Raw genomic sequence first — 21,111 nt, 5'->3', positions numbered from 1 at the left:
TATATTTCTTTAGCAGCTTGGCGTGACCATCAGTAAATGCTGTGCCGCAAGCTGCAACGGTGTTTGGCATGCCGCCCTGGTGAAAGCTGATCACATCGTAATAGCCCTCAACTAAAACCGCAAACTTGCTGTCCCGGATGGCTTTGCCTGCCTGGTAAAGTCCGTATAAAATCTGGTCTTTCTTATAAATCAGGCTGGCATCGCTATTCATGTATTTAGGATTAGCTTTATTGCCATCTTCCATTTTACGTGCCCCAAAACCTACGATCTCACCGCGCTCATTATGAATCGGAAAAATGATCCTATCCCGGAAATTATCGTAGTTTCTGTTGGTGCCCTCTTTAACCAGGCCCAGCTCCTTAGCCGGCACAAACATGCCGCGCTCAACCAGGCCATCAGTTAGCAGCCGGCCTTTAGCAGGGGCGTAACCCAATTGGAAATCAATTATACTATCGTTAGTTAGCAAGCGGTTACCCAGCAGCTCCTGGATCACCGGCGAAAAGGGCTCAACCGGCCAACTTCCACAGTTGAGCTCAAACAGCGCTTTTTGGTATTTTCCGGCAGCCCATTTATTAATGGTTAGGTAATCAACCTTTTTTGCCTTTTGCTCTTCGGGCTCATCGTTCTTGGCTTTTGTTTCCTCCAGCGTTATCCCGAACCAATCTGCCAGGTATTTAACCGCAGGGATAAATTCCATGCGTTCTTTATCCATCACAAACTTAATGGCATCAGCGCCGCCGGCGCCGCAGCCAAAACACTTGTAAATGTTTTTAGCCGGGTTAACCATAAAGCTGCCCGATTTCTCATCATGGAACGGACAGCAGCCGTTATAATTAGCCCCCTTTTTTTTCAGGTCATCCACGTATTTTTTTATAACCTCTACCAGGTCAATGTCGCGGATCTCCTGGATTGAATTTTCAGTGATCATACTTTTGTTAATTATATTTCAGCCAATACGTACAATTCCTGTTTGATATCCTCTAAACTGTCGCCTATCGTTTCCAGCTCCTGGGCATTTTCCTCAAGCTTTTGGTTTACTTCTGTTGCCTGTAGGCCCTCGCTCAGATTATCGAACTTATCCTGTTCTTCGTCTTTTATTCGGATTATAATTTCACTGGCATTTTCTATCAGCTCAAGCGCTTTACAAAGCTCTTTTCGTTGTGCTTTATTCATGCCGATATCATTTTATCCAGGCATTGCTGGCAGTTAATAATTCCGTTATCCCCATCAACAGGGGTGTGCTCACAAATACTGCAGTAATAAATTTGAGGGGGCACAGTGGATTTTTCAATTAGCTTAGATCGGCAGCTATGGCAACTGTTCTCGTTTGGATGAGCCCTTCTAAAAGGCTTCTTACAATCTATACATTGGTAATGCGTAGGCACGGGTTTTACTGCTGCAATCGCCAGGATCATTTTTGATCTAAAGCGGGGGCTTTTTATAAGAATATCGATCTCCCATAGCTCGCTGGCTGAACAGGCCTGCAGAAACTTCTCAGGCGTGATCACTATTTCGTTTTGTTGCTGGATGGTTGGCATGGCTTTATGGTGCTTTGTTTAAATAACCGGTAATTCTTTTCAACTCTTTTTTTATGCCGGTACGTTTTTACATCAATTGATACGCCTATGGACACAATGATTATAAAAGCTATTGCGATAATGATCATGGTGTCAGGTTTTAAAATATGCTTGCTACTTTACGCTCAACCAGGTGTTTTTTTATGGCATCCGGAATGCTGCGGCCATGCTTTACATAAATGGTGGTTTTGCTGTTGATCATCACACCCGTTTTGCCCGGGATGGCCAGTAGGCCCGTTGTGATTAGCGGGTAATTGGCAAACTCAAACTGCATTGCCTCTTCATCACCCGGCTCAACCTGTTTTTTATTCTGCAGCTGCTGCAGGCGCTCCTGATCATCCTTAATCTCCCTAAGCTTTTTTTGTGCTGCAGCTAATTTTTCAGCCTTTTGATTTGCCCGAAAGATCCTGTCCTGTTCCGCCAGGATCCGCTCCGCTGATTTCTTGCTGTTCCGGGCTTCCTGGTTAATAGCTAAATCTTCCGGCAGCATTTTTTTACGTCCCAAATTCGGGTTTACCCGCTTCGCCGGGCGCTGCATGTGCGCTGTCATTACGCCTATGCACATTGTTTCGGCAGCTTCAACGCGGTGAACCGGCATCGTGTCAAGCTGACTTTCTACCGGGTAATAGATCTTTTCGGCAGGGCTTAATAATTGTGAAAATTCGTTCATATATTGTTTTAATTGTTTAGCTCATTAAAGCCCCGGCCTATCACCGGGGCTACTCTTTCAACCCTCCAGCACTTATCATCGCCCCTACTCATTTTTGCCGCATGCGCACTGATCATATCCCCATGGCCCTCTCTATTGTGCGCGCATAACGGAATTTGAATCCGCGACCTTCCCGGTTGGATCCGGGATGCTCTACCAGTTGAGCTATATGCGCAGATCCCTTAATCCTTGACCTTCAAATCTTGAAATCTAACCCAGGTTCTCCTTTTTCTTTTTGGCCAATAAACCCGTGCACGTTCGCCTTTGATCTCTACAACATTTCCCTCTTCCCCAGCATCCGCAATTCTTGTGCGGATAACCGTTTTATTTACTTCAAAATTTGACATATAACTGTTTTTAAATTGGTTACTTGTTTTTTAAAAGACTGCTTGCCCTCGCGGCTCGCAGCCTTTAACCTAAACCTTATCACAAAGACAAATTGAAATCGCCTTGTACCACCAAAACCCCGCGTTTTATGGCGGGGCAGTGGATAATACCGGCAGCGCTGGCCGGACCTAAACCTTATCACGAATTTGCCGGCACAGGGTTGTAACCAGGCGAAGTGTATAAAGAACTATGCGCAATACCGGCAGGGGTTGCCGGGCCTCAAACCAGCCTTATTTATTTGCTGATATAAAGAACTATCCCCCTATATTTTTAATAGGTAAATGCCCTATCTAATTCAAATTCCAATTCAGTATCAAGCCGTCCGATCTCCCGCCTCAGCATCCCATCGCTCAGCGATCCGTAGTTTATCATCAGCTTTATAAAGTAATCCTGCCCCTTTTTTCGCTCTATCATTGCTACCTGGTGTAACCGGGTGGTAAATGTTGGATACCTCAGGTTCAATACCTGCTGCACCTCCTTACGCCTGATCAGCAGCCCGTTTATCCGTACCCATTCTGCGCTCAGCATGCTTGTGGCACTCCTTTCATTTCCTGGCAAAAAAGTGTAATGGGGATAATGAGCTCAGCGTATTTTTTATAGTAGCGGGATGTTTCACGCGGAGCTATGTAATTAAGGTTGCGCTGCTGATCTATTACCAGCTGGCATACCTGGTGTAATGATGCCTTGCTAAACCTGTCGATCAGGCTCGTTAGCTCATTGGCCATATCAGCCCTGGCAAAGTCATTAATATGCATAAAAACATTGTAGCGCTCGCGCAGCCAGCCTTTCAGGGTATCGGCCACATATAACCGGTTATAGAAATATACCAGGCGAATAGCCTCGCTTTTATCGGCAACCGTTACAGGCTCCTTTTTAAAGCCATCCGGGCCGGTAAATACCAGGCGCAGGTGGAATAGGTCAAGTGGCTGGGCTTCTGCAATAATCATAACCTGGCAATTAGCAGAAGTGTAAAAATTTGCACACAATTGCGCAGATTACGTACAATTAAGGCAATACCATCGTTAATTGTATTGGCTATGTGGTTACTTTGTACAGTGACTGCAGATTTACCCTGCTGCACCAACATGAAGTTCTTTATAGTCATATTTTTTTCAATTAATTAGTAAAACAAAAAGGCAGTTCAGAACTTGGCGGTGACGGACTGCTTTTTTTGGTTAAAGGTTATATAAGTTGTTTTTGATGTGCCAGTAAAACCAGGTCCTTCTTATTCATCAGCCCAGCCTTTTGCTGTATATTTTTAATGTGAATTTTTACTGTTTCCTCACTAATCTTTAAATGGCCGGCTATCTCTTTATTGAGCATACACCGCCCTGCTAATCTTAACACAGAGGCCTGCCGGTGAGTAAGCGCATGCCCCTTCCCTACTGTTAGCGGGTTGCATAAAACACCATTGGCAGGGCAGGTGTCACGTTTGTTGCAATGAACATATTCAGCGTGTATAAACGTTCCGTCTGTATAATCAGCTTCGCCATCATAAAGGCCAAAACAGCAGCAGCAGTATTTCTCCAATATTGCTTCCGGAGTTGTATACCCGAGAATAATCAGCTGCTCCAGTTTTTGAGGATGCATGTTTATATCGCCCCAAATGCTTATTTTAATTTCTGCCGGCAGATCCTTAACCCGATATACCTGGCCACCGGTAAGGGCGTAGGAGATATCAGGTTGGTTTAGGATCCCGAAAAATTCAATCCGGTTATCCAGCAGACCTGCAGGGAGTGAATTGAAGGTCATAAAGATGCTGGCGTTAATTTTTCCTTCGCCTGCGATATCCTTTGCTGGTGCTCTTCCGCAAGGAACAGCGCAGCTAAAACAACGTCTTCATTGTTTTGAGTTCCTTTTAATATCCGACCGATACTTTTTGGTGTGATATCAAATTTTTGAGCAAGGGTTTTACTATATCCACGTGGTAGTTTTTCCTTGATTTTAATTAATTCCTGTTCAGAAAATGCCATAACACTAAAGGGTTATTGTTTTAAAAAGTCACAAATGAGACATTCGTGTCACATTTATAAGACAATTGTAAGACAATGTTAGGACATTTGCAAATAATTTCAGGAAATAATTGTCGTGACATATCATTTTATTTTGTGATAGGGTGATAAACAGGGGAGACATACTTGAAAAGTACCTGCGAAAGAGTAAGGTAAACCTGACAAAATTGTCAGAGTCATTACCTTGGACTGTTAAGACAATTTACCGGGATTTTAAAGATGAGAATCTTCCCTATGAGAAATTACTGGAGTACTCTCGTGCTTTAAAATATGATTTCAAAGCAGAGTTTCCGGAACTTGAAGCCTTACGAAGCAATATTAGAGAGCCTTACCCCTCTTATAAGCCAGAAGAGTCTGTCGAAGATGATGGAGAATATTATCGAAGGAAATATGAAGAGGTCTTGGAGAAATATAACAATATGCTCGAAAAATATAATGAACTATTGCAAAGCAGGCTGTCAATTCAAGGCCAATAAATAAACGATCAAAACATAGTATGCTTTTACAGATTAGTACCTTATTGGCTGATGACTCATATAGTGATGGCATGGTTTATGTAACAAGCGACCCCCTTAAGGTAAATCACAATTTGGCCATTTTGGAGGCTTTTTATAAGGAAGGTAATCTTACGCCAGTTACAATATGGCCGGGGACTATTGTTTCGATTGCCCTGGGGAAATATTTATCAATAATCTCAACAGGAAATAAAGTGCCATCAAAGATGTATTTTATTGATCATACAAGGATTTCGCTTACCACTTTAGCCCAAACGCTCACAGCTTGTTTTGACGCAGGAATTGTAAATGAGGCGATACAAGTTTACAAGCAACAAAAGGAATCTTATAAACAAGAGTTCGATTTATTCAACGTGTTACAGGCCGATAATTAGGAATTTTCCTTGAAAAACCAATGCTGTGATTCGCAAAATACATTATAACTATCTCATATACAATGCACATTAAACACCAGGTGGGCGCACAAGGCGGATAATCATTGATTATCCGCTTTTTTTGTAAGCTATTATTTTTTTATTGATATCGGAATATCAGGCAACCGGATAACCCGGTGACTATATTTGGCATCATTTTCAGAATGTGTAACCATTATGATAGTCGTCCCGTCTTTGTTCAGTTCGTCCAGTAAGTCCATAACTTCCTTGCCGTTGTCATGGTCTAAATTTGCTGTTGGCTCGTCTGCAAGTATCAATTTAGGCCTGTTCACTACCGCCCTTGCCAGTGCAACGCGCTGCTGCTGACCACCCGATAATTGCTGTGGATAGGTTTTTCGGCGCTGGTCGATATGCATTTTATCCAATATTTCCTCGGTCCTCTTTGCACGTACTGAAGTTGGTAAACCGGTGTAGATCATAGGAAGTTCCACATTTTCAAATACGGTCAGATCATCGATCAAATTAAAATTCTGGAATAAAAAGCCGACATTTTGCTTACGCAGGTCTGCGCGTTTACGCTCATTAAAATGGATTACTTCAACGCCGTTGAAAACATAGCTTCCGCTATCGGGATCGTCAAGAAACCCTAAGATATTCAGCAGGGTTGATTTCCCGCAGCCTGATGGGCCCATGATCGCCACAAATTCGCCTTCATCAACCTCGATGGACATTTTGTTTAATGCCACGATATCCAGTTCATCGGTATGGTAGCATTTTTCGATATCAGAGATCTTTATCATATGCTTCAGATTTTAGAGGGTTAAAATCATTATAAAGCTAACATTATTCTGTCTTTTATCTTTTTAAATCGACGAAGTAAGATAGGTAAAATGTTACAAATTTAGGTCAATATAATATCAAAATCACCCTTTATGGGTGATAAAAAATATGATATAAAAGTGCGTTGAATTATCATTTCAGTATTTTTTAAATTCAATTAAAACTAATTTCCTCAAATCATCCACGAAATGGTTCGATAAGGCACCCAGGTGGGCGCACAAAATACACGAACCGCTTATTTCAGGGAGATAAGCGATTCGATATTTTAGAGCAATTTAAAAAAACATTTTTGAGCATGGTAAGGCCATTTTGGGGGTTCGATGCCCAATTAGATTGAGGCTCAGCGAACCATTATACTGCCTAATTTCTCAATTCCAAAACCCACATGCGCATTGCTGGTATGGTTATTTTTACGGATGTGTCCAACAATTCGTCACTAATTACATTCCTGGCTTTTGTAAAGCCGTTCATCCTTTCTGTATATTTGTCAAAATCTATTTCACTTTTCTTTTTAGCGGTGTTCATAATGCACATTATCGTTTGTCGCGCATCATATCTAAAATAAACATATAATCCATCTGCAGGTATGTAATGCATCATCTTCCCGGTTTTTAAAGCGGAAGAGTTTTTCCTGAAATTACCAAGCTTTTTGACAAGTAATTGAACAGCACGCTCATTTTCAGTAAGCCCTTCCCCGGTAAACGCATTTTTTTTATCGCCGGCCCATCCACCGGGAAAATCAGCCCGTACTAAACCATCCGGGTTGGTAAAGCCTTTTAGCAGCACTTCTGATCCGTAATATAATTGCGGTATGCCCCTGCAAGTCAATAACCATTCATAACCCATTTTCTGTTTTTCTACGTCCTCACCTACAACTGAAAAAAACCTGGGTTCGTCATGATTGTCCAGTAAAAGCACATTGCGGGTAGCATCTCTATTCAAAAAATCACTACTTAAAGTGTAGTATAGTTTATTAACACCATCTGTCCAGTCAAACGGCTGCATGAGTGCAGGGATAATACCAAAATACAGGCATTGAAAATCAACCGAGCCCTGCAAATTACTTTTAAAAGGCAAATTGAAATTATTCTGGTTAAAATAGGCCTGGTTGGCTACTCCGAACACCCTTGTTTCGCCAAATAAAGTCATCCTTGGAAATTCGTTCATAATAGCCTCGTTACAGCGATTAGCAAACTCCGGATCATTATAGGTGTAAGTATCGATCCTGATGCCGTCTATCCCGAATTTTTGAACGTACCAGATGATATTTTGTATCATATAATTAGCCATAAACGGATTGGACTGATTAACATCCGGCATTTCAGACGTAAACCACCCATCGGTCATCTTCTTTTTATCCGACGGTGCGGCGTAAGGGTCAAACTGGGTTTGTTCCCTGTAATTTGTTTGTGTAAATTTTGGCCAGCGGTGCATCCAGTTAGGTGCCGGCGGGTCTTGCTCTAAAAAATGATACAGGCCGGTATGATTATATACAACGTCCATGATCAGCTTCATCCCATTTTTGTGGAGCGTATGGCTTAGGGTCGTGTATAGTGCTGCACTTCCATACCTCGCGTCGATCTTATAATGGTCAGTAATGGCATAACCATGCTCGGTACGGTCAGGCATATCATTTTCCATAACCGGGGTGAGCCATAACGCAGTAACACCAAGATTTTTAAAATAGTCAATATGATTTAGTATACCCTGGAAATCACCTCCATGTCTTAAATACATGGAATCACGGTTTAAGGACTGATCTCGCATTCCCGGTATCTGGTCATTTGTGGTATCGCCGTTGCTAAAACGGTCTGTCAATAGTAAGTCTATAAAATCGCTGGATGTGACGCCCTGGGCATACAGCGTACCATTGCCTAATGGCTTTGCCAATAAAGACCAAGGTATCACAGAAGTTTTAACGCCGTCTTTTAAAATAATATTTACCTGTCCTGGTTTTGCAGCTGAAGTGATCAGGATATCAATAGCAGTATATTTTGGATTCTCAAAATGGTGGATTTTTAACACCTTAATTCCCGGGTAATTGATCTGGATCTTTCGACGGGATAAAGCTTCATCTTTGCTTCTTATCAACAATTGAATGTGGTTCATTTTCATGCCTGTCCACCAGTTCGTAGGATAAATATCAATCTGCTGTGCATACAGTTTCAAATACCCAAATGCGATAAAAAGGAGCAACACTAAAAAATTCTTTTTCATGATTATATAATTGAGCCGCAAAGTAAAATGTACTTGATACCAAAAAAAATTTTGATGTAAACAGCGGATAAAACATGACGAACTACATTTAGGATTGTACTATTCAAAAAATTAATGTTTCGAGATCCCGACAGTCCCTTGATTATTTTATTAATTTTAAAATGTGTCACATTGGATTATAAATAAAGAATGGAAGAAAATTGAATTGTATTTCCTTTACTGGACATGTTACCTATTGATTTTTACGATAATACAGGGGTTTACTGACCGCGACTTTTACATGGTTTTTCGTAACGAGCTTTTCAGTTTGACACCAAAATTGATTTTTGTGTGGATAGTGGCCGAAAAGTTATTGGACGATTTGCTTTTCACCCGGAAATTTGTCCGTTTTATAGCCATTTATATTTTATTGATGGCTGTTTTTGCTTTCCTTTTACGCCTGATAGATAACTACATTATATTAAGATATTTTTTGATATCCTGGAAAAAAGAGCAACTACTAAGCATTGCGCCCTTCCTATATAATATTATAAAGCTTCAGTTCTTACTCACCATCCCATTTTGCTTGAAACTATACCGGTATTTAAATATAGAAAGGACCACCTTGCAGCAGCTTCGGGCAGAAAAGGATCGTGACGATAAAGATCCGCCAATAGTCAATAAAGAAAATAAAGCATTCCTGTACATTAAATGTGAGCGCCGAATGGTAAAGCTACTTTTTAGAGATATATGTTATTTTGAGGCTCAAGGTAATTACCTTGTGATCTTTACCATAAATGGCCCTTTTAAGACCTATTTATCTATTTCAGAACTGGAAGATAAATTACCGGGAGCAATGTTTGCCAGAATTCATCGCTCGTTTATTGTGGCTTTAGATAAAGTAGAAAGCCACAGCAGTAGCCTTGTAATGATAGGAAATAAGAAAATTCCGATTGGAAGGTCTTATATCCTTAAAATCAGGAACTGCCTAACTTAAAAATGCAATAACGGCTTAACAAAAAAAAAGAAATCTTGAGGTAAACGTTTACCCATTAAGGTTCATCAAAATCCTCCAATAAAACAATAAAGCGGGATTCGGGCATCGTCAGGCTTCGTTCTACGTTCACTATTTTCATTAATCAATTTAAAAAAACATTAAAGGAATATTGATATATCATAAAAACATTTTTAAATTAGAGTATTAATCATTTTACTGTAATCCAGATAGTTCTAATTATTCCATCGAAATTCAATACCGAATTAAAATTAACTGAATAATATCTAAGGTCTAATTAAATTCATTTATTAAAGGGACTGCAAAGCGGCTATAGTTATAGTTTAAATATACTTTTCTTTATTTTTTGTGCTGGCTCTGACAAATTCCTTCATAAATATTTGCATCAGGTTAAAAATCAAGTTTTTAAAGGCACAGGTATATGCGTACATTACAAGCTCAATCGTCAAAGCAAAGCGTCTCTGATCACCAGGTAAAAGCGGCGGATAATGCATTTAAAAATTCCAACACAAAGCCATCAAAACTTACTGATATCAAACGGGAATTTTTGGGGAAGAATAGCTCAGGAATTAATTTTGCTAAGATTCATATAAATAGGCCGGTAACTTTTATGCCAAAGCTTACTGTTAATCAGCCTAATGATAGTTACGAACAGGAAGCTGGCGCGGTAGCAGAAAAAGTAATGAGCAAACCATATATTCATGCTAATAAAAAGTTTAATTTTTCTTTTAGAAATAAATCTGGAGAAATTCAAAGAAAGTGTGCTGAATGTGAAGAAGAAGAAGAAAAAAAGTTACAAAAAAAAGAATCCGGTAATTCAGCTATTCCAGCTTATAATACGGTAAACCAGGCCTTACAGTCCCCCGGGCAACCATTAGATAAATCTACCCGTAATTTTATGGAGTCACGTTTCAGACATGATTTTAGCCAGGTTAGCATTCATACAAATTCAATTGCCGCAGAATCAGCAAGTAAAGTAAATGCGCACGCTTACACGGTTGGGAATAAGGTAATATTTGCCCGTGGTCAATATGCACCAAATACAGCTAGAGGGAGGAAGCTGCTTGCTCATGAATTAACCCATACTATACAACAAGCGCCAGCAAAGACTTCTGTGCTCCAATTGCAATTAAAAGTTGGAGCTATTAATACACCGGAAGAAACCGAAGCTGAACATGTTTCTGAACAAATAACTAATGGTAAAATTAACCGGGTAACGCAAATTTCTGCAATGCCGGTATTAAGACGTCAGTCTGCTGATTCATCAAATATTTCCAGCACATCAGAACCCGATTTTAGTTCTGAACAAAAACGCGGAGGGCAACCAAGGGCAGCGTTCATTGACGCCGGAAAACGGGGCGAGGACAAAGTTCGGATTGCCATAACCCGGTACTTATGTAATTGCGATTTAAGAAATGTTACCGAAAAACATGCAAATGCACAGCTTCAGCCTGATACCGGATTCAAGCTTGAGTTTTGCAGGGGAAGGGTTGTAGCTACTCTTGATGGTACTTTAAAGCCCAGTGGCCTTACCAAAGGCGACATCACTGTTCGTGGCGATATTAATATTGCGCCAAATAAAGGTGGAGTTGGTGCTAATATTGGAGTTGAAGGAGGGGTTAGCAATACCGGTTCAGAGCCTAAAATTCATGGTAAAGTAGACCTTAGAATCGGCAATGATAAGGTACAGGGAGGTTTAAGCGGTGAATTAACTAAAGGACTGGATACCGGCAAGATCGATACGGATATTATTGCAGGAGTTAAGGTAGGTGGCATCATAGTAGGCGTCGACGTTAAAAATGTGCAGGATAAAGACCGTCAAATTATACCTGTCATTGGAGGGGATCTTCCGGGGCAAAAGATAGATGACAAAACCTGCCAGGAATGCACTTGCCCTGTAGTATATGAATGCCTTGAGGACATACCGCCACGTGATTATGAAGTTCCCATAACCTATGAGGTTAGTGAGTCAAGTCCGCTGCGTTATTACTTTAGCTTGGACACCGCAAACGACACCACCGATCCCGTGCTTAAGGCTCAATCAACTCAAATGCTGAATGAAGTTACCAGGCGCGTAAATGCGGGTGCTAAAATAGGATCAGTAATTGGCTACGCTTCACCTGAAGACAACCGTGACAGGCCAACTCCAAATCAGCAACTTTCCTTATCACGGGCCAGGCATTTGCGTGATCTGCTGGCTCCAAAACTTGGAACAAACGCTCAACTGCCAGAGCCCGAACCAGGCGGGGAACTTCTCGGACGTACAGCTTCCATTTTGCCTGGTAGCGGCCTTGCTGATGCTATCACAGAGGTGGGCTTCAAAGGCCCTGAAGAAGTTACTAACTTTCTGGTTGGAAATGATATAACAAACGTACAGCTGGCTGACCAGTTCCTTGCGTTGCTTCAAAACAAAAAGTTCCAGGATCCAGCCGCCCGTCTTTCTCTTTTTGGCATTGATGCCGGCTCTCCCGCAGCACCACGATTATTAAGTGCAATTGATCGTTTTATTGCAAGTAAAGGAAGAGGCCGTCGCCCATGGGAGAACATATTTGGCTATCTTCGATTTGCTACAGTGCAACTGATTGAAACACATAAGGAAACTTACATGGACCAACGGAGAACATCCGGTTCGCTAAATACAACCCCCATGGATGATGCAAAATGCAAACCCTATGCACAACAGGCAGAGGATAACGGAAGCTTTGGCCCTTCTGAGGCGAAACCTAAAGACAAGTCATCCTGCAGGGATAGAAGTGGCAACAACGGCCGAATCGGCCAAAAATGCCGATACAATTAATAGGACAATAATCTTCCATCGTCTGATATCTATTTATTCTACCTACCAATTGTTTTGATTGATCCTCTTCTTTCTTATTAAATTCAAAAACAGATAAATAGAAAAATAAAAAAATCTTTTGATGATTTGCATTTTGCTGGCATCAAATTCGCATGATAATAAAGATTATCTGATACAGCTAAATTGAATAGATAATATTAATACTTAAAATAAATCTTGCTCGTTAACGATAATGGGTGTAAATTATCCCTCAATTTATTTGAGACACAAGGCATTAAGCCAAATTATCTAAAACTAAATATGTATGCATAGTAATCGCATTAAAATTCAATTAACATTTCCAATAGGTTACCCCTTTTTTTTATAACGACATTTTGCGGAACCGTACAACATAACTTTTATTGATCAAAATTTTAATATGTTAAATTATATTGTTCATCATCTTAGAAATAATGGCAAATTTTCAAAAAGGATAAAAAAGAGATATGAAATATTTTGGCTTGATCCCCAGGCCGAGCAAGTAAGAAACACTCCTATGACCCGGCATGACAGTATTGAAACGTGGAAAGCGGCTCCATACTGGCAAAGAAGGTTAAGCAATAAATATAATGCACGAGAATTCGCTGTAATGCATGGTTTCCAGGTACCCGAATTGTATTGGAAAGGTGCTGATGTTGAAAACATAGATTTCTCGAAACTTCCGCCCTATTATGTTATTCGACCGACAGTCGGCCATTCTTGCAATTATGTTTTTGTTATGGATAACGGGCAAAACCTTTTTGATAAAAAGCATTACACGCATGAAAAAATAATTGCAATATTAAAGAATGAAGTAACTAAAACGCCAGGCCTTGAATTTTTAATTGAAGAGTTTTTAGAAAACGAGGAAGGAAATCATGCCATACTTACTGATTATAAATTTTATTGTTTTAATGGCGAAATAGCTTGCTTGTATGTTATTAAGAGGCTAAGTCCAAAAAGTGGATACGGTATATTTTATGATGAGCATTGGAACCAATTAAAAAAAGTACAATTTAATTATCCCCTCTGGCTTGATCAAAAAGCGCCTGATTGTTTTAATGAAATGGTGGCAACAGCTAAAACCTTAAGTAAAAGCTATGGTATGTTTGTGCGTATTGATTTATATGCCACTAATAAAGGCTGTGTATTTGGTGAATTTACGCCAACCCCTTCAATGGGAATGAATTTTACGAGTTTTGGTAAAAAACTAATGCTTGATTATTGGGATAAATATTGCCCGGGGCTCATTTAATTCATTTAGACGTTACGTTTTTTAAATATAAGAGTTCATTATTGCCATAAGCATTTAATTATTTAAGAAAACGAAGTTGCAAACTGCACATGTTTCGAAATTGACGGCATATTTTAATAAGTTGAAAATGCAGGCCTTTTTCAACTATGACAAAGCCTGTTAAAATATCAATCTTGTACCACGAATCCTTTCAAAAATAAATCTGTTTTTAAATTCTGATTTAATATATTTTAATATTTCTTTATTTTATCTTAATGTTATTATTGCATTTCCGGGGATTTATTTACAGAAAAAACTTATTAAAGGCTTATTTTGATTTTATCACAAAAAAATTACCAACCGCCCTTTTTTAAATACATTGGCTAAAATTTGTGTATAATTAATTAAACACAATGAACAAAATTTGTGAATATCTGAGAATTATTTTAAATTATAAACAAGTCTTTAAATTTTTTGTTCGCAAACCGATATTGTTTTTTTTCCAATTAATTAAATTGAAAAAAAACCTTCTGCATAATTAATATAATTATTAACTTAAAATTAATTACTTGAATAACATATATATTAATTTAATAATAAAATTAATATAAAATTGATTATATTAAGCAACCGCTGCCTTTTTGGCCTTTAAATTGAACTTTAAAGAAACTTAAAGCAATTTTATGGACAGACATTACGGCCAAGTTGTTGAGTATATAGTGAGAAAAGTAGGATTTAACATTAGTGAACTTGCAAAAGGCACCGATGTGAACCGCAGGACACTTTATAACTGGTTTAAACAAAAGGACTTAAAAAGCAGCGTGATCTTTCGCATTGGATGTGTAATAAAGCACGATTTTGGAAGAGAATTTCCTGAATTATTTACTGCCGGAGAATTTAATATTATAAATGAATTACAAAAACCAAATCTAATGCACATCTCCAACATAAGCCAGGAGGAAGAAAGTTATTGGAAATTCAAATATTTTACTTTGTTGGAAGAGATTAATGTTACATTTCCAAAGGAAGAAGATTCAATATCCAATTAAATGTTTATAATCAAGTTCAGGCTCAAGTACTTAATCATCTTAAATATGTAGCAAGTTTGCCTATATACTGGCCCCACTGTAAATTGAACATCACTACCGCAGTGGTCCTTACAACTTCATGCTATCTATCTGCACCGATCCTGATCGACGACCAAACGAAGCCTGCGTACTTTTACGCGCCTAAATACATTTATCTATTCACAACTCAACAAGACAATCCCATCAGTGTGATTTTACTACTACAAATAAAGCATGCTTCGGGTAGTAAAGCTTAATGCGGTGGTTAAAAATATGCTTATAAATTGCCACCAATAGTATTATCCAGGTAAATAATTAAAAAATCAGCATTCATTTAAACAACCGTCCTAAAAACCACAACGGTTTTAAGGCAAAAGCCATAAACACAAAAGAGCCTTGAACAAATAATAAAGAGTATTTGATACGTATCTGTAATTATAAGCATGCACCCTTTGCTCATGGCTCATTATAACTGTTTATTTCACCATCTAAGCCAGATGTTCTTATTTTTTAACTATTGGATGAAAAAAAGTTTGCAACAAATTCATTACACTAAGCTTTTTATAAAAAGCTGACAATAAGTATTATATCATAGTTAAAAAAGAGTAAAATTGTTTTAATTTATTTTAATTTGCCAAATTATTAATTTTTGGGCAATTTAATGCAACATTCCTAATCAAAACAACGTTAAAACGCTAACTATTAATTAAAAATTAGCATTTTATGTCAAAAATCATTTTCTTTAAAATGGCAATTGTCACGTGCATTGCCTCTGTAACTATTGTTTCTTGTTCAAAAACAAACGATGTTCAACCTCCTTCCAGTATCTCAGTCTCTAACGATCTGTCTCAATCACTGGCAACTACCGCTTCAACCAAAATCACTGTTGCAGGTTCAACTTTACAACTTGGTATAAATGGGCACCCTTTGGGCGATGCCCCTTACGTCGCAACCTCCGCTACAAAGCAAATTGCATTGATTAAGAGTATGGGTATGTCCTGGTACAGGTTCGATGTTCAATCAACCTCAGATGGTTCTATAACAGTCCCTTATCTTTCCAATCCATTAATAACTGCTGCAGATGCAGGGAATGTAAAACTGCTGCCTATGCTTTATCCACGAACTTTGGATTATTCTGCGAGTCAATCCGAATCTTATAAGGCAGGAAAGCTATTAGGAAGCAATTTTGCAGCCAAAAACGGTTCGCATTTTGACTATTATGAGCTTGGTAATGATCTGGAACTTAAACTCTTACTACCCAACCAAACCGGAGTAAGTCAGGCTGATTATGACAGGAATAAATTTAATGTATTAGCTGCTTATTTAAAGGGCATGGACGAAGGCATTAAATTAAAAGATCCCGGAGCAAAAACTATGATATCTGCCGGATGGCTGCATTACGGATTTTTAAGAATGCTGGATTGGTATGGGGTAAAGTTTGATATTGTAGCATACAACTGGTATTCAGAAATGGAAGCTATTGCACCAAATTCGCCAACTAATATTCCTGATATTACAGTAAAGCTTTCTTCCTTATTCCCGGGGAAGCCAATTTGGATAACGGAAACAAATACAAGATATAAAGCTGTAAATAGTGCAGAACAAGATCAGAACGCTTTTCTTACCAAGTTTATAGCCAAGTGTAAAAACAACCCACAAGTAAAAGTTTTACTTATTTATGAACTATTTAATGAACCCGCCAAGAATACACTTGAAGGTAATTATGGCATTGTAAAATGGACCAACCCTTTTACTACCTGGGCGAAAAAAACTGTTGCTAATAATCTAACAATCAATTAAGTATATAAATTTATTTAAACTGATTAAAGCACTTGCTTATTAATTAGAGCCGATACAAAAGTAACAGACCAAAAAGAGGCTGCTCTCAAATATGAGACAGCCTCTTTTATTTTTAGCCTTTAAATATCCAGGTTCATAGGTTATCCTGAGATAACTTATTTTTTATTTCAACCAATAATTTTAATCATGTAATACTTAAACCATTTAATTGCGCATAGCAATTTTCGTTAAATCACCTTTGCTTCTAAGAATCTCAAGCAATTTTTTATTATAAATGTTAACCCCAAACTGATTTAAATGGCTGTCATCATAATACATGCTATCTGGTAAGTTCAATATCTTATTGAAATTATAATACTCACCCAAGCCAGAAAACAGATTGTCAATTTCTTCGTTATTAGTATAGGAGTCATAATTTGACTTGGAAAAAGGCGCCTGAACTATTACATATTTAATATTATTGGTTTTTAAATACTCAAGCGTTTTCTTAAAAGCTTTCAATTGTATAGCAGATATTGTAATTTTTTGTGTAAATCTCGTTTTCTTAAACTTTAAACTTTTATAAGATTGCACATACCCCCCGGGGATATAGGTATCCCCTTTATTATCTGATTTTTTTTGCTGACGCAGGTGAAATATGCTATTAAATGCGCCAAATATCAAACTATTGTAAAGCGCTATATTATTCATATCGAACGACATTTTTACTATTTCCCTATCCATTAAACCACTTGATATAAGATCTATTTGCGATTCCATGCCGTCAACACTAAACAAAATTGGATATATATCAATAATTACAAACTTGGGGTTTAAATTTTTGATGTATTTGCTTACCAGATACTGGGTTTGTAATGGTGATTGAGAGGTTGAGCCAAGATTAAAAGTATTTATTCCGGCTTTTTTAAATATTCTTGGATCATATCCTCTGTAAGCATGTGATGACCCAACTACAATTAAATCTACATTTTTTATTTCTTTAGCTTCATTAAGTCTCTTTCTTGTAAAACCTAAGTTACCAAAATAATTAAAATTTTTAGCAAGGGACGAGGGGATCACCATTCCATATATTAAAATCATAACGACATAAAACACACAGGTAAACGCCATGAATAAGATTAATCTATATACAAATCGTTTCATATATATTAAAATTGAAAGTAGATAAAATCTGATCCTGTTGTTTGCATATACATACCAATGCAAACTATTATAAACGAATAAAAACTCCACCTTAAAACCGGTGTCCATCTAATTCCCATATTTTCAATAGCATATTTACCTTCCCGCCCGGTCCATTCAATAAGCATAAATGCTATTAAAATAATCAGCATTATTGGTTTCGGTGGATTTTGTGGCGCTTTCAGCAAATCCTTTGAAAAAATATTACCTATAAATTGTAAAGCCTGGCCAACGCTTGCTGATCGGAAAAATATCCATGCCAAAACAGTTAAAGAAAAGGTAAGTGCTATATTAAACAATTCACTTAAAGAGGGAAGAATTTTTCCTTTAGCCACTATCTCTAAATTGTTTCTGTTGGTGTTAAAAATAATTGAAGGCATTATAAACAGCGCGTTTAAAACTCCCCATATAATAAAAGTCCAGTTAGCGCCATGCCAAAAACCACTCACAATGAAAATTATAAATGTATTCCTTATTCTCATCCATAATCCGCCTTTACTTCCTCCTAAAGGGATATACAGATAATCTTTAAACCAACTGGACAATGAGATATGCCATCGTCTCCAAAACTCTGCTATATCCCTTGAAAAGTAAGGAAAAGCAAAATTCCTTAACAGATCAATACCAAATAACTTTGCTGTACCAATTGCAATGTCAGAATATCCGGAAAAATCACAATAGATCTGAAATGTAAACATTAAGGCACCCAATACTAATGAACTGCCAGAATAATTGGCTGAATGATTGAATATCATATTAGCATATTCGGCACAGTTGTCTGCAATTACTACCTTTTTAAATAAACCCCACAAAATTTGCCTTAGGCCATCAATGGCTGCAGTGTAGTTAAATTCGCGTTTATTTTTTATTTGTGGTAAAAGGTGCGTTGCCCGCTCTATTGGCCCGGCAACCAAAAGCGGGAAAAAGCTTACAAATAGTGAATAATCAATAAAATTCCTTTCCGGCTTAATTCTGTTATTGTATATGTCAAGTACATAAGATAAACCGTGGAAGGTATAAAAAGAAATACCTACCGGTAAAACCACATTGAGGGTTGTAAGCTGCATTCGGATACCCAAATGGCTAAAGGAATCAACAAATGACTGAGCGAAAAAATTGTAATATTTAAATATGCCTAAGAAGCCTAAATTAACGCAGATGCTTAACCATAACCAAAATTTTTTGGACTTGTGGTTTTTTGCCTCCGACATCTTTATACCTGTAAAATAATCAAGTAAAGTTGAAAAAATAAGAAGAAAAAGAAATCTATAATCCCAGTATGAATAAAAATAATAGCTCGCCGTTAACAAAAGAATGTTTTGATATTTGAGGCTATGCTTGTTTAAAATCCAATAAAGAATAAACACTACCGGTAAAAAAAGTGCAAAAGTTAAAGAGTTAAAAAGCATGAAATTGTTTTTTGTTTCTCTAATGATTTCAATTCAACAAACATCTAAATATTCGCCATGCACGACTGTGACATGCATGTGTACAGCGCTTTACATAACACGGTACATTTAATATAAATATATTGGATTTTAAACCAGCCAAGACATTTTTATTTCTCAATTAGCTACACATTTTATGAGAAAAATTGTGCAAAATCTTTTAAGAATGACAATGCATGTGCTTGTGCTGAATCGAAGATCAAATGGATATGAAAATAAAGACATTCACTTCTTAAATTATTGTAAGCAGATATTAAATTTTTTATTTTGTTGTAATAAAAGCATCTGGTTGATGGCTGTTAATAAACCAAATAGAAATTTAAATGAATACTAAGAAGTTATTAGTTGCTATTTTAATACAGACTGCATTATTAAAAAAAACAAGCCCTTTCTTAGGGGGCTTATTCAAAAAAATCGTCACAATTAACCTTATATAAACTATTATCAAATATAATCACAGAGACATAGTGGAGACTACACAATTAATACACGATTAATACACAAATTATGTGCAATAAGCGCTTCACCATTGAATTTTCATATAGTTTACACTGCCAGGGCTAAAATATTTTGCTTAAGAAATCGTAAGCGGCTATCCAAACAAATTAATAATTGTTATGAATTACAATAAATACCCAAGTGTGCTTTAATATTACCATCTTCAACAAAGATGTTTCAATGACTTTTATTATGTAGTTGAATATATCATGATTGGTTAATTATTAGTCAATAAAACTTGCTGTAATTGCTTTTTCCTTTTCATCTCAATTTCTTGTTCTATACTTTTACAAGTAAAAACGGCTATACCCAAATCCAGGTCAAGCTGGTATTTTAGTGATAGTTTTACCTTGCTGCAATTCCAGTTATAAATATCTAAATAATCATTTGGCCTGTCAGTAAACTGGCCATATTTAGCTAAAAATTTACTCAATACTTTAAATCCTTCAGGCCTGTTAAAGAAAATGTAAATGTCAACGATTTTGTTTTTATATACCTTAATAGCCAGGGCTCTAAAACTTAAATCATTATCTATCCTTAATATGTTGTAGTTTTTATATTCGTAAAGAATACAACTGTCTGCGTCATAATACCCATTATCATCCAGGTAAGAAAGATCATTCATACTTAAAAGACCTATATTAGATCCAAGAATTATTCCATTAAAGCCATTACTTGATTTAAGGTAATCCAATGAACCGGGCTTAATTGATTGTGAAAAGCATTTTGATGATATACTAATTAACAGAGATAAAATCACTATCAATTGACCTGTACAATTTATAGGTTTAACTTTCATAAAACATTTAGGTTTAAAACTCTATAAAGCGCTTATAATTAACCAATTATTCAATATCTATCAAACATACAAATTCGTGAAATTTACGGAGATATCCGGGCTAAAAACCCGATTGTATACGTATATGTATATATCTGTAAAACCAATTTATCACAGATTGAACTGAAAAATCTAAACGATTAGGACTCACATATGGAGATATTGTGAGATACTTTAATTAATTATTGTTAATCCAATTTAAAGCTTTATTGTATATTTGCTTATCAGAACGATTAAAGACTCACATAAAGAGATATTGTAAGAACTTTTTAATTGATTTATTGTTAATCTAATTTAAACCTTATTATAATTCTTTTTAAATAAGTTGAAAGATCAGTGTGAAATAAGTTGAAAGACCCCGTGTGAAAAAAGCGCTGCGAATACATTTTGTTACATCAGTAAAATTATACGTTCTCAACACTTCACATTAATTTCACAACATTATATACATGCTTTATTTTTGGCAAATTTTGTTTTAACTTCTACGTTCTTATAAATAAACCAATATTCTTATAAATAGACCAACGTTCTTATAAATACACCGACATTGATTATAACTTAATAAGGAAATAATTAAGACGCTTTTGGGGGATTGCCTTACATT

The 21,111-nt window shown here is 37.0% G+C and carries 22 protein-coding genes and 1 tRNA gene; 7 read left to right on the top strand and 16 right to left on the bottom strand.

Translation table 11 applies throughout. The features are described from left to right. From dnaG to JWQ54_RS07175, 11 genes are all read right to left on the bottom strand, one after another. On the bottom strand, positions 1 to 928 hold a 928-nt coding region (gene dnaG, locus JWQ54_RS07225), incomplete at its 3' end, for a DNA primase (protein WP_299582307.1). An 11-nt stretch (positions 929 to 939) separates the two neighbouring features. Beyond that, positions 940 to 1,173, bottom strand: a complete 234-nt coding sequence (locus JWQ54_RS07220) for a hypothetical protein (RefSeq protein WP_299582304.1) — start codon at positions 1,171 to 1,173, stop codon at positions 940 to 942. Continuing rightward, the gene (locus JWQ54_RS07215; protein ID WP_299582301.1) at positions 1,170 to 1,538 is read right to left on the bottom strand and encodes a hypothetical protein; all 369 of its coding nucleotides are present in this window, start codon (positions 1,536 to 1,538) and stop codon (positions 1,170 to 1,172) included. Before JWQ54_RS07215 ends, JWQ54_RS07220 begins: the two co-directional genes overlap by 4 nt. A 139-nt stretch (positions 1,539 to 1,677) precedes the next feature. Beyond that, positions 1,678 to 2,247 carry a hypothetical protein gene (locus tag JWQ54_RS07210; protein ID WP_299582256.1) on the bottom strand — a complete coding sequence of 190 codons (570 nt, stop codon included), beginning with the start codon at positions 2,245 to 2,247 and terminating at the stop codon, positions 1,678 to 1,680. Between the two features lie 140 nt (positions 2,248 to 2,387). Continuing rightward, positions 2,388 to 2,461: transfer RNA gene (locus JWQ54_RS07205), tRNA-Trp, on the bottom strand. A gap of 7 nt (positions 2,462 to 2,468) precedes the next feature. Continuing rightward, positions 2,469 to 2,633, bottom strand: coding sequence for a hypothetical protein (locus JWQ54_RS07200; protein WP_299582253.1), 165 nt, complete (start codon positions 2,631 to 2,633; stop codon positions 2,469 to 2,471). A gap of 310 nt (positions 2,634 to 2,943) precedes the next feature. Continuing rightward, entirely contained in the window at positions 2,944 to 3,201 is a 258-nt protein-coding gene (locus JWQ54_RS07195; RefSeq protein WP_299582250.1) for a hypothetical protein, read from the bottom strand. Continuing rightward, positions 3,195 to 3,620 carry a hypothetical protein gene (locus tag JWQ54_RS07190; RefSeq protein ID WP_299582247.1) on the bottom strand — a complete coding sequence of 142 codons (426 nt, stop codon included), beginning with the start codon at positions 3,618 to 3,620 and terminating at the stop codon, positions 3,195 to 3,197. The genes JWQ54_RS07195 and JWQ54_RS07190 overlap by 7 nt, the downstream gene beginning before the upstream one ends. Continuing rightward, on the bottom strand, positions 3,617 to 3,778 hold the full coding sequence (locus JWQ54_RS07185) for a hypothetical protein (RefSeq protein ID WP_299582244.1): 162 nt from the start codon (positions 3,776 to 3,778) through the stop codon (positions 3,617 to 3,619). The genes JWQ54_RS07190 and JWQ54_RS07185 overlap by 4 nt, the downstream gene beginning before the upstream one ends. A gap of 77 nt (positions 3,779 to 3,855) precedes the next feature. After that, positions 3,856 to 4,425 carry a helix-turn-helix transcriptional regulator gene (locus JWQ54_RS07180; protein ID WP_299582241.1) on the bottom strand — a complete coding sequence of 190 codons (570 nt, stop codon included), beginning with the start codon at positions 4,423 to 4,425 and terminating at the stop codon, positions 3,856 to 3,858. Then, positions 4,422 to 4,646, bottom strand: coding sequence for a hypothetical protein (locus JWQ54_RS07175; protein ID WP_299582238.1), 225 nt, complete (start codon positions 4,644 to 4,646; stop codon positions 4,422 to 4,424). The genes JWQ54_RS07180 and JWQ54_RS07175 overlap by 4 nt, the downstream gene beginning before the upstream one ends. A 206-nt stretch (positions 4,647 to 4,852) precedes the next feature. On the opposite strand from JWQ54_RS07175, the gene JWQ54_RS07170 reads away from it, so the two are divergent. Together JWQ54_RS07170 and JWQ54_RS07165 are read left to right on the top strand one after the other, a co-directional pair. Continuing rightward, positions 4,853 to 5,161, top strand: a complete 309-nt coding sequence (locus tag JWQ54_RS07170) for a hypothetical protein (RefSeq protein WP_299582235.1) — start codon at positions 4,853 to 4,855, stop codon at positions 5,159 to 5,161. Positions 5,162 to 5,181: 20 nt separating this feature from the next. Continuing rightward, positions 5,182 to 5,574 carry a hypothetical protein gene (locus JWQ54_RS07165; protein ID WP_299582232.1) on the top strand — a complete coding sequence of 131 codons (393 nt, stop codon included), beginning with the start codon at positions 5,182 to 5,184 and terminating at the stop codon, positions 5,572 to 5,574. Positions 5,575 to 5,705: 131 nt separating this feature from the next. Here JWQ54_RS07165 and JWQ54_RS07160 read toward each other — a convergent pair whose 3' ends face one another. Together JWQ54_RS07160 and JWQ54_RS07155 are read right to left on the bottom strand one after the other, a co-directional pair. Further along, positions 5,706 to 6,374, bottom strand: a complete 669-nt coding sequence (locus JWQ54_RS07160) for an ABC transporter ATP-binding protein (RefSeq protein WP_299582229.1) — start codon at positions 6,372 to 6,374, stop codon at positions 5,706 to 5,708. A 400-nt stretch (positions 6,375 to 6,774) separates the two neighbouring features. Then, on the bottom strand, positions 6,775 to 8,631 hold the full coding sequence (locus JWQ54_RS07155) for an alpha-amylase family glycosyl hydrolase (RefSeq protein ID WP_299582226.1): 1,857 nt from the start codon (positions 8,629 to 8,631) through the stop codon (positions 6,775 to 6,777). A gap of 163 nt (positions 8,632 to 8,794) precedes the next feature. Between JWQ54_RS07155 and JWQ54_RS07150 the strand changes: the two genes are divergently transcribed. The 5 genes from JWQ54_RS07150 (at position 8,795) to JWQ54_RS07130 (ending at position 16,541) form a co-directional block, all read left to right on the top strand. Next, complete coding sequence (locus JWQ54_RS07150; protein WP_299582223.1) at positions 8,795 to 9,607, top strand: LytTR family DNA-binding domain-containing protein; 813 nt, start codon at positions 8,795 to 8,797, stop codon at positions 9,605 to 9,607. A 439-nt stretch (positions 9,608 to 10,046) separates the two neighbouring features. Then, positions 10,047 to 12,422 (top strand): DUF4157 domain-containing protein, encoded by a 2,376-nt coding sequence (locus JWQ54_RS07145; RefSeq protein WP_299582220.1) that lies wholly within the window; start codon positions 10,047 to 10,049, stop codon positions 12,420 to 12,422. Positions 12,423 to 12,840: 418 nt separating this feature from the next. Next, entirely contained in the window at positions 12,841 to 13,695 is an 855-nt protein-coding gene (locus JWQ54_RS07140; protein ID WP_299582217.1) for an ATP-grasp fold amidoligase family protein, read from the top strand. Between the two features lie 662 nt (positions 13,696 to 14,357). Further along, entirely contained in the window at positions 14,358 to 14,723 is a 366-nt protein-coding gene (locus JWQ54_RS07135; protein WP_299582214.1) for a hypothetical protein, read from the top strand. Between the two features lie 741 nt (positions 14,724 to 15,464). After that, positions 15,465 to 16,541, top strand: coding sequence for a glycosyl hydrolase (locus JWQ54_RS07130; protein ID WP_299582211.1), 1,077 nt, complete (start codon positions 15,465 to 15,467; stop codon positions 16,539 to 16,541). A 204-nt stretch (positions 16,542 to 16,745) separates the two neighbouring features. Here JWQ54_RS07130 and JWQ54_RS07125 read toward each other — a convergent pair whose 3' ends face one another. From JWQ54_RS07125 to JWQ54_RS07115, 3 genes are all read right to left on the bottom strand, one after another. Further along, a complete protein-coding gene (locus tag JWQ54_RS07125; protein ID WP_299582208.1) occupies positions 16,746 to 17,684 on the bottom strand; it encodes a hypothetical protein in 939 nt (312 codons plus the stop codon). 5 nt (positions 17,685 to 17,689) lie between these two features. Then, positions 17,690 to 18,790, bottom strand: coding sequence for an MBOAT family O-acyltransferase (locus tag JWQ54_RS07120; RefSeq protein ID WP_299582206.1), 1,101 nt, complete (start codon positions 18,788 to 18,790; stop codon positions 17,690 to 17,692). A 1,096-nt stretch (positions 18,791 to 19,886) separates the two neighbouring features. Beyond that, positions 19,887 to 20,294 carry a hypothetical protein gene (locus JWQ54_RS07115; RefSeq protein WP_299582203.1) on the bottom strand — a complete coding sequence of 136 codons (408 nt, stop codon included), beginning with the start codon at positions 20,292 to 20,294 and terminating at the stop codon, positions 19,887 to 19,889. Between the last annotated feature and the right edge of the window lie 817 nt (positions 20,295 to 21,111).

Origin of the sequence: Mucilaginibacter sp., from assembly GCF_028288225.1 — a bacterium.
Lineage (GTDB): Bacteria > Bacteroidota > Bacteroidia > Sphingobacteriales > Sphingobacteriaceae > Mucilaginibacter.
The sequence above is the reverse complement of the archived record's forward strand: the minus strand, read 5'-3'. Positions and strand labels throughout refer to the sequence as shown.